Here is an 8,464-nt window from a genome sequence, read left to right on the forward strand (position 1 = left end):
CGATGCTCTTACATCTCAGATCCTCTCGCCCATCAGTGGCACAGTCGTGGGGCAAAACGTCTATGAAGGACAGTATGTGACGGCGGGTGAGAAGCTTCTGGAGATCGCGGATTTCTCGACCATGTGGTTCCAGTTCCGTGCCTATGAGCAGGACATGCCCTGGATCGAGATCGGTCAAAACGTAACCGTTACCACGCCCTCCCTGCCCGGAAAATCCTTTGAGGGGAAAGTCACCTTCATCGACCCTAACTTCGACGAAACCACACGCTCCACCAAGGTGCGCGTCGAGCTGGCAAACCCTCTCATCAATGGCCGCCGTGTGCTGCTGCACCGGCTCTATGCAGATGGTGCGCTGAAAATCGCCGCACCTGCCGTGCTCACCGTACCACGCTCCGCCGTCATCGAGACTGGCCCTGAAGCCGTCGTCTATGTAGATCAGAGCGAAGGCGCTTACGCACGCACTGTGGTCAAATTGGGACGCCGTGGCGACAAGCTGATGGAGATCCTCTCTGGCATCCAGGCCGGGGACAAAGTGGTGACCAATGGCAACCTGCTCATTGATGGGCAGGCAGAGATGAACCGCTCCTTCATGTCGCCCGTGGAGCCGATGAAAACTGCCGCACCCATTGACACGCTCAGCAATGCGCAGAAACAGGCCATCAGTGATTTCGTGAAAGTATCTGATGCCATGGCAGCAGCACTCGCCGCAGACGATCTATCCGCCTTTAACAAAGCCAGCGAGCCAGCCATGATGCAGGCAGGCGAACTGGTCGAGGCGCTGCGCTCTCCTGAAGGCGCTTTGGACTCACTCGATGCCCTGGAAAAGTCCCGGCATTTCCACGGCTTTGAGGACATTCAAAAAGCCCGTGTTGCTTTCCATAAGTTCACCCTGGCCGCGACAGCCGTTCTGGAGCCTTTGCGAACGGCTGCGGGTTCGCCTGAATTCCAGGTCTGGGAATGCGTCATGGTTGATCAGGCCATTCCCGGCGCTCCCAAGAAGGGCCACTGGATACAGATGCCAGGTCGAGCAGGTGAGAATCCATTCTTCGGCAAAGAGATGCTGAACTGCGCCAAAGAAATCAAACGCGGAGGCCAGCCATGATCGAGGCCATCATTCATTGGAGCCTGAAGAACCGCTTCCTCGTCGCCTGCGCCGCGTTGCTGCTCATCGCGCTCGGCGTGCGCGCCATCTACCTGACGCCGGTGGATGCCATCCCTGACCTCACGGAGAACCAGGTGCTCGTCTATGGCGAGTGGATGGGCCGCAGTCCGCAGGAGGTGGAGGATCAGGTGACGTTCCCGCTCTCCACTGGATTGCAGGGACTCGCGGGCGTCAAAGAAGTGCGTGCGACTTCCATGTTCGGCTTCTCGCTCATCACCATCATCTTCGAGGACAAGGTGGACACTTACTTTGCCCGCGCCCGTGTGCTGGAGCGGCTGAACTACCTGCAAGGCTCCATGCCCGAGGGCGTGAAGCCGCAGCTCGGCCCCGATGCCTCCGGCCTCGGCTGGGTGTATCAATATTACTTCGATGTCGATCCCACCAAAGTCACGGATGGCGGTTATGACCTCGCGCAGCTTCGCTCTCTACAAGACTGGTATGTGCGCTATCAACTCGCCAGCGTGCAAGGCGTGGCCGAGGTGGCGAGCATTGGCGGCTTTGTGAAGCAGTATCAGGTGGAGCTGAACTCCACCAAGATGCGCATATCCAATGTCACGCTCATGGACGTCATGACCGCCGTTCAGAACGCCAACCTCAACGTCGGCGGCAAGGTGGTGGAGGAAAACGGCGCGGAGTTCGTGCTGCGCGGCATCGGCCTCGTGACCAGCGTTGAAGACCTAGAACTCGTCACCGTGAAGGCGATGGAGGGCACGCCCATCTATTTAAAGGACATCGCCACGGTGCAGATCGGCGGCGACTTCCGCCGTGGCGCGCTCGACTTGAACGGCCATGAAGCCGTGGGCGGCACGGTCGTCATGCGCACCGGTGAAAACGCCAAGGCCGTGATCGAGCGCATCAAAGAAAAGATCGCGCAGATCGCTCCCAGCCTGCCGCCGGGCGTCACCATCAAGTCCTTCTATGATCGCAGTGAACTGATCGACAGCACCATCGGCACGCTCAAGCACGCGCTGCTCGAGGAGTTCATTCTCGTCACACTCGCGCACATCATCTTCCTCTGGCACTTCCGCAGCATTCTCATCGTCACGCTGCCGTTGCCGATCTCCATTTTGATCTCCTTCCTGTTGATGAAGGAGTTCGGCATCACCAGCAACATCATGTCGCTCACCGGCATCGCCATCGCCATCGGCGTGCTGGTGGATGCGGCCATCGTGGTCACCGAAAATGTTATCCGACACTGCGAGGAGGCGGAGCACAAGAAAGGCGGGCGGCTGAGTTCCCAAGAAACCTGGGATGTCACGCTGGTCGCATGCACGCAAGTGGGGCGGCCCATCTTCTTCGCCATGGCGATCATCATCCTCGCCTTTGTGCCCGTGTTTGCGCTCACCGGGCAGGAGGGGAAACTGTTTCATCCGCTGGCCTTCACCAAGACCTTTGCCATGATCGGCTCCACGCTGCTCGCGGTCACACTGGTGCCGGTGCTGTGCTCGCTGCTCGTGCGCGGGCCGTTTCATTCGGAGGAAAGCAACATCGTGATGAAGTTCCTGCTGCGCCTGTATGAGCCGACGCTCGACTGGGCGCTCAATCATCGCAAAACGGTCATCACAGCGGCCATGGGCATCCTCGCCGTGGCCTTACTCACCGCCTTTGGCCTGCCGCGCTCCACGGTGAAACAAATCCGCGATGCAGGCTATCCGCGACTCAGCGAGATCGTCACCGGCTTTGGCAAAGAGTTCATGCCGCCGCTGAATGAAGGCAGTCTGCTCTACATGCCAGTGATGATGCCGAAGACCGGTCTCAAAGAAATCCAGCGCGTCATGTCATGGCAGGACACCGTCATCGCCGCCACGCCGGAGGTGGCATCCGTAGCGGGCAAGCTGGGCCGCTTCGAGACCGCCACCGATCCCGCGCCCACCGAGATGCTGGAGACCACCATCATGCTCAAGCCCGAATACATCCCCGATGGCCGCTGGAGCGTGAAGCGCAATCCTGCATGGCGTGAGGGCATGACGGTGGAGAAACTGAAAGCCGAACTCACCGAAAAGATGAAGCAAGTGCCCGGCTATGTGCCTGCATTTTTGCAACCTATCGAGAACCGCATCCTCATGCTCTACACCGGCATTCGTGCCCAAGTCGGCGTGAAAATTTACGGCGACAATCTCGACAAGATTCAACGCAAGGCATTCGAGGTCGAGAAGCTCATCAATAGCATCGCAGGCGCGGCAGGCGTCTCGCCATCACGCGTGCAGGGCAAGCCCTACCTCAACATCCAGGTGGATCGTCAGGCCATGGCCCGCTACGGACTCAGCGCCAAAGACGTGCTCGACTCCGTGGAGATAGCCATCGGCGGCAAGAACGTCAGCACCACCATCGAAGGCAGGCAGCGCTTCCCCATTCAGATCCGCGTGCAGCGCGGCGAGCGCGATGACATTGAAAAGCTCAGCAGCATCCTCGTCGCCGCAAGGCAGGGCATGAGCGCGTCCGGTGCAGCGCCAATGGGTGGCGGCGGAGGCATGACCGGCGGTGCTGCTCCTGCGGCATCAAGCGGCATGGCGGCATCCAGTGCTGGAAACACTCCCGTTACCTACATTCCGCTTGGCATGGTGGCGAAGATCACCCGCGAAGTCGGGGCCAACGAGATCGCCAGTGAAAATGGTCGGCTGCGCTCATACGTCCAGGCCAACGTGCAGGACCGCGACCTCGGCGGCTTTGTGCAGGAGGTCGAACAGAAGCTCAAGACCATTGATTGGGAAGGCATGACCTACAAAATGACCGGCGAGTATGAGAACCAGCGCCGCTTTGTGCAGACCATGCAAGTCGTCTTCCCCATCGTGCTGCTCATCATCTTCGTGCTGCTCTACATCGTCTATCACAGCGCACTGGAGGCCGCGCACGTCATGCTCGCCGTGCCCTTTGCCCTCAGTGGCGGCGTGCTGCTGCAAAAGCTGCTCGGCTACAACTTCAATGGTGCCGTGTGGGTCGGCTACATCGCCCTCTTTGGCACCGCTGTTCAAACTGGCGTCGTCATGGTCGTGTATCTGGAGGAGACCGTAAAAGCCCGCATGGCCCAGCTCGGCGCAGCATTCGCCTACACTGATCTTGTGCAGGCCGTGAAGGACGGCGCACGCCTGCGGCTGCGTCCGAAGGTCATGACGGTCGCCACCATCGTCGCCTCCCTACTGCCCATCATGTGGAGCCACCGCCAGGGTTCCGAGGTCATGCAACCCCTCGCCACACCCGTTATTGGCGGCATGATCTCAAGCCTCATTCACATCCTCATCGTTACGCCCGTCATCTTTCTCTGGCTTCGCGGGCGTGAGTTCAGGAAAGGCAACCTGCATTCATCGTTTCATCATGGCACCGCGCCATGAGCTTCCGAAAGCAGCAAGACAAACACACGCACAACCAGTGGGAGAGGCCCATCATTCATCTCGCTGGTTCTTCGTGTAATAGACACCTCTGCCCAGCCCATGCCGTGCGAGCAGACCTGCATCCACAAGCTCCGACATTTTTGACTTCAATGTATTGCGGTTTGCTCCGGTGGCTCTGACCGCTTCGGCAAGCGTCACACGCTCAGCATCATCAAGCAGCCGCATCACGGATGCAGCCAGCGGCGAACTGGCTTCGACACGTTTTTGCTCGATCTGGATCTTCCCATTCAAATTATCTTTCTGCCGCACGAGGCAGCGCAGGAAAAACAATAGCCAGGCATCCCACTCCGCCCGCTCTTTGCGCAGCGTGGATTGTGTCTTCCTCAGCGCCTTGTAGTAGAACTCTTTGTTCTCTTCGATCACTGATTCCAGCGAGGCATAAGGCACATAGCTGTAGCCGTGCCGCAGGAGCAGCAGTGTTGTCAGCACCCGTGAAAGCCTGCCATTGCCACCCTGGAACGGATGGATGGCAAGGAACCACACCACAAAAACGCCCGTGATGAGCAGCGGATGCAGGTCGCCGTCCCTTTCCGCCTCGATCATCCACTCCACCAGCCGCTTCATGGCAAAAGGCGTCTCAAACGGCGACGCCGTTTCAAAGACGATGCCGAGCTGATTGCCCTTGGCATCGAACGCTGCCACATGATTGTCCAGCGTCTTGTAGTCGCCGCGATGCCTCTCGCCTTTGCTCGAATACTGGAGCAGTGTGCGATGAAGCTGACGCATGTGGTTCTCCGTCACCGGAATGTGCTCGAACGACTCGAACACTGTGTCCATCGCTGCGGCGTAGCCAGCGACTTCCTCCTCGTCCCGATTATTGAACTCTTGAATTTTGAGGCCTGAGAGCAGCGTGGCAACCTGCTGGTCCGTGAGCTTGCTGCCCTCAATGCGGGTGGACGAACCGATGCTCTCGATAGTGGCGATCTTCTTGAGCTGCGAGAGCTGATCCCGCGAGAGACGCTTGAACGCCCGCCACTGCCCTTTGAACTCATCGAGCGAGGCGATGAGCTTGAGCATTTCTGCGGTTATTGGCGGTTCTGGGGCGAGTTTTTGCAGCATGTTCTATCCATTTAATAGCCAATTATATCCATTTTATCTCCAATTAGCAAGCCTTCCGTTCATAGCTGATCTTCAAGGGGAAAAGCCTTTCCCCCGCCGCTACTGCGTGGGCGGCTACCCATTCCAACGGGAAGTGTCCCGTAACGCCCTCGCCTGCCGCGTGACGCCGTTCACTGTCTTCCGGCGGTTCGTGTTCCTGCATGGCTCCTGGTGTTTTCCCGCTGCGAGGGAGCTTGGTTTTGGCAGAGGCCGTCTGCCCATCAACCCCCGGCCCGCTCCATTCGCTGCCGCTCCCGTGTTGGGGGCATGACTGGCAGCCTAATGAACTCTGCCTTTGCAACCGCGCCCCGCAGCGGGGTGAAAACACAAACCAGGAGCAAAACATGAATCAAAACACACTCACCAAAACCGATCTCCGCCAGTTCACCGGCACGGAGCAATGGCATCGCCACGGCATCGCACGCAACGTGCTCTACACCGACGGCGCACAATACGTCGCCGAAAGCGGCGGAGCCTACTGGCTGCTCGATGAAATCGCATTCGCGCAATCCATCCGCGATGTCGCAGCCGAAGCCTTTCAGCTCTGGAAGCTGAAGGTCAACCCTGACCACTGTGCCACACTTGCCTGTGAAGATGGCAACTACAACGTCGTCTTCTCGAAGCAGATCGAGTTCACCGACTTTCCTCTCGATGAAGTGTCCTTCTACTTCACCGATAACGTGCTGATGCTGCCCAGCGAATACTAGCAGGGCAGCCTGCCCGCCCAAGGCAACTTGGGCGGGTTTTCTCCGCTAATCCCTGATTCTCTGACTTCAGTTTCATCTGTGGGGAAATGCCTTTCCCTCGCGCCTACTTCGTGGGGCGCTACCCATTCGAGCGGGAGGTGTCCCGCAACGCCCTCGCCAAACGGCTCCGCGCTTCCACCACAAGCAATCCCGCCATTCGTCGGCTTGGTCGGGACAAGCCCTTCGCTTCACCGCCAAACGGCCAGTTTGCTTCCCGTCCACCTCTTGGACCAAACCTCCGCCGAGCAAGGCCGGTGATTTCCTCCGCCCACCTTCGCCCTCCTGCGGATCACCTTTCATTGCCCCGACTCGGTTCCGTCCGCCTGCTGAACCCTGAGCAGGGAGGCGCGATGCGCCAGACGACAGGCTCAAAGCGAAGCATGGTTTGCATCCTCGCATGAAGGCTGCGCACGATGACATGGATTTGCGACAATTCAGGCCATCAGTTTCCTGGCACCGTTTTTTGTGGGCGGTTCTTCATGGCCTCCTTGGGGTTTCTCACTTGGAATTTTGGAAACGTAGCAGCCGCGCAGGGCAGTCAATACCCCGCCCGCTCCATTCGCTGGCGCTCCCGTGTTGGGCATGACAACGCCCTGCTTCACCGGCTGCTCACCACGCTCCCAATCCCTTCGGGGAGAAACCACTAAACAAGGAGAACCTATGAATAACAAACCAGCCCACGAAATCAGAAACGGCGGAGTCAAAGTCACCATCTGGCTAAACGAAGACCAGGGCAAAACCCGCTACAGCGCCACCGTGTCCCGCAGCTACAAGGCTGGCGAGGAATGGAAGCAAACCACCAGCTTCCTCAAATCCCACCTGTCGAAGCTGAGCACAGCGCTTGCTCAAGCCGAGCAGTGGATCGCGGAACGCGAACCCGCTGCTGCCGAGGCACAAGCAGCTTAAACCTCGATGCCGCGCCTTCGGGCGCGGCATTCTTTTTTCACATCCAACTCTCCAAGGAGATCGATTATGACTTTCATTCAACTCGACTACGACACTTGGTTTGAACAGTTCAAACCCTTGACCAAAGCTGGAACAGACCACATCGCTTTCGATACCCACGACGACATTGATTTTCTGCGCAAACAGCCCAACTCGAAAATCTGGACTCTCATCGACTGCCCCGGCTACAACACAGCGGTCATCGTCAATGGCTACTGGCGTATCAATCGTTTGGAATACTACGTCACCGAATTGGCTCATGACGAAGCTGATGAATACAACATCGAGTAAGGTGTGGGGAAAAGTCTTTCCCTCGTGCCGACTGCGTGAGGCACTACCCATTCTAACGGGAAGTGTCCCGTAACGCCCTCGCCCGCCGCGTGACGCCGTTCGATCCGCCTTCTAGCCGAGCCTTGAAGGGTCAAGGCGCGGCGGCTCAAACCACGTCACTGCCGCCCCAATACCGCACACCGAAGCAGCCGGACGCTTCGCTTCTGCCTGACCCTCCGCTTCGCTACCGGCTGCTTCCGTGCCAGTCAAACCCACCGCGAGCAATCCCGCCTTCATCATCAGGGTCGGGACAAGCCCTCCTTCTACTGACAAAGGCCAGCTTGCTTTCCCACCTGCATCTTGGACCAAAGCACAGCCTCGCCGGACCACGACCACTTTGCCCGCCTTCGCCCTCCCTTCTTGTCGCCGGTCCTTGCTACATCTGCGGTTCCGTCCGCTCTGAAGCGCCTGCTCTCGCAGGCGGGGCAAACGCGTCTCTGTGGAGACTTTCAAAGGATGCCTGCACAGGCGGGCCTTGTGGCACCGCCGCTTGCCCTTCGTTTTCACAAAACTCTTCTCGGCAACCGGGCCGTTTCATCTACAATTCACGCACACTATGAGCCGCAGATTCCACACCATTCTCGCCGTCACGCTTTGTCTGTTTCCCCTCATTCGGTCTTCTGCGCAGACAGAGCAGCAGAAACAAACGATGTCAGTGCTGAAGGCCGCGAGCGAACGCCTCATGCGCGGCGACATCGCAGCTCTCGACGAGGTGAAAGCCCTGCCGGGGGACGATTCGGTTGCCGGACTGCTGATGTTCTTCAAACAGAACTTCTACGTCTATTCCAAAGAGA

7 protein-coding genes are annotated in these 8,464 nt (G+C 58.5%); 6 read left to right on the forward strand and 1 reads right to left on the reverse strand.

Features of this window, described 5'->3' with window-relative positions; all coding sequences use genetic code 11:
• Both PSV43_RS01095 and PSV43_RS01100 read left to right on the forward strand, forming a co-directional pair.
• On the forward strand, nucleotides 1-1,102 hold a 1,102-nt coding region (locus tag PSV43_RS01095), incomplete at its 5' end, for an efflux RND transporter periplasmic adaptor subunit (RefSeq protein ID WP_300192806.1).
• On the forward strand, nucleotides 1,099-4,491 hold the full coding sequence (locus tag PSV43_RS01100; RefSeq protein ID WP_300192808.1) for an efflux RND transporter permease subunit: 3,393 nt from the start codon (nucleotides 1,099-1,101) through the stop codon (nucleotides 4,489-4,491). The genes PSV43_RS01095 and PSV43_RS01100, both read left to right, overlap by 4 nt.
• Before the next feature lie 51 nt (nucleotides 4,492-4,542).
• Here PSV43_RS01100 and PSV43_RS01105 read toward each other — a convergent pair whose 3' ends face one another.
• Nucleotides 4,543-5,610 (reverse strand): Fic family protein, encoded by a 1,068-nt coding sequence (locus PSV43_RS01105; protein ID WP_300192809.1) that lies wholly within the window; start codon nucleotides 5,608-5,610, stop codon nucleotides 4,543-4,545.
• A gap of 383 nt (nucleotides 5,611-5,993) precedes the next feature.
• Here PSV43_RS01105 and PSV43_RS01110 point away from each other — a divergent pair, with 383 nt between their 5' ends.
• From PSV43_RS01110 to PSV43_RS01125, 4 genes are all read left to right on the forward strand, one after another.
• Complete coding sequence (locus tag PSV43_RS01110) at nucleotides 5,994-6,356, forward strand: DUF6876 family protein (RefSeq protein ID WP_300192811.1); 363 nt, start codon at nucleotides 5,994-5,996, stop codon at nucleotides 6,354-6,356.
• Nucleotides 6,357-7,055: 699 nt separating this feature from the next.
• Entirely contained in the window at nucleotides 7,056-7,301 is a 246-nt protein-coding gene (locus tag PSV43_RS01115) for a hypothetical protein (protein ID WP_300192813.1), read from the forward strand.
• Nucleotides 7,302-7,367: 66 nt separating this feature from the next.
• Nucleotides 7,368-7,631 (forward strand): hypothetical protein, encoded by a 264-nt coding sequence (locus tag PSV43_RS01120; protein ID WP_300192815.1) that lies wholly within the window; start codon nucleotides 7,368-7,370, stop codon nucleotides 7,629-7,631.
• A 595-nt stretch (nucleotides 7,632-8,226) separates the two neighbouring features.
• Nucleotides 8,227-8,464: hypothetical protein (locus PSV43_RS01125; protein WP_300192817.1), on the forward strand; the 238-nt coding region annotated here is incomplete at its 3' end.

It is taken from the genome of Prosthecobacter sp., from assembly GCF_029946185.1.
Lineage (GTDB): Bacteria > Verrucomicrobiota > Verrucomicrobiia > Verrucomicrobiales > Verrucomicrobiaceae > Prosthecobacter.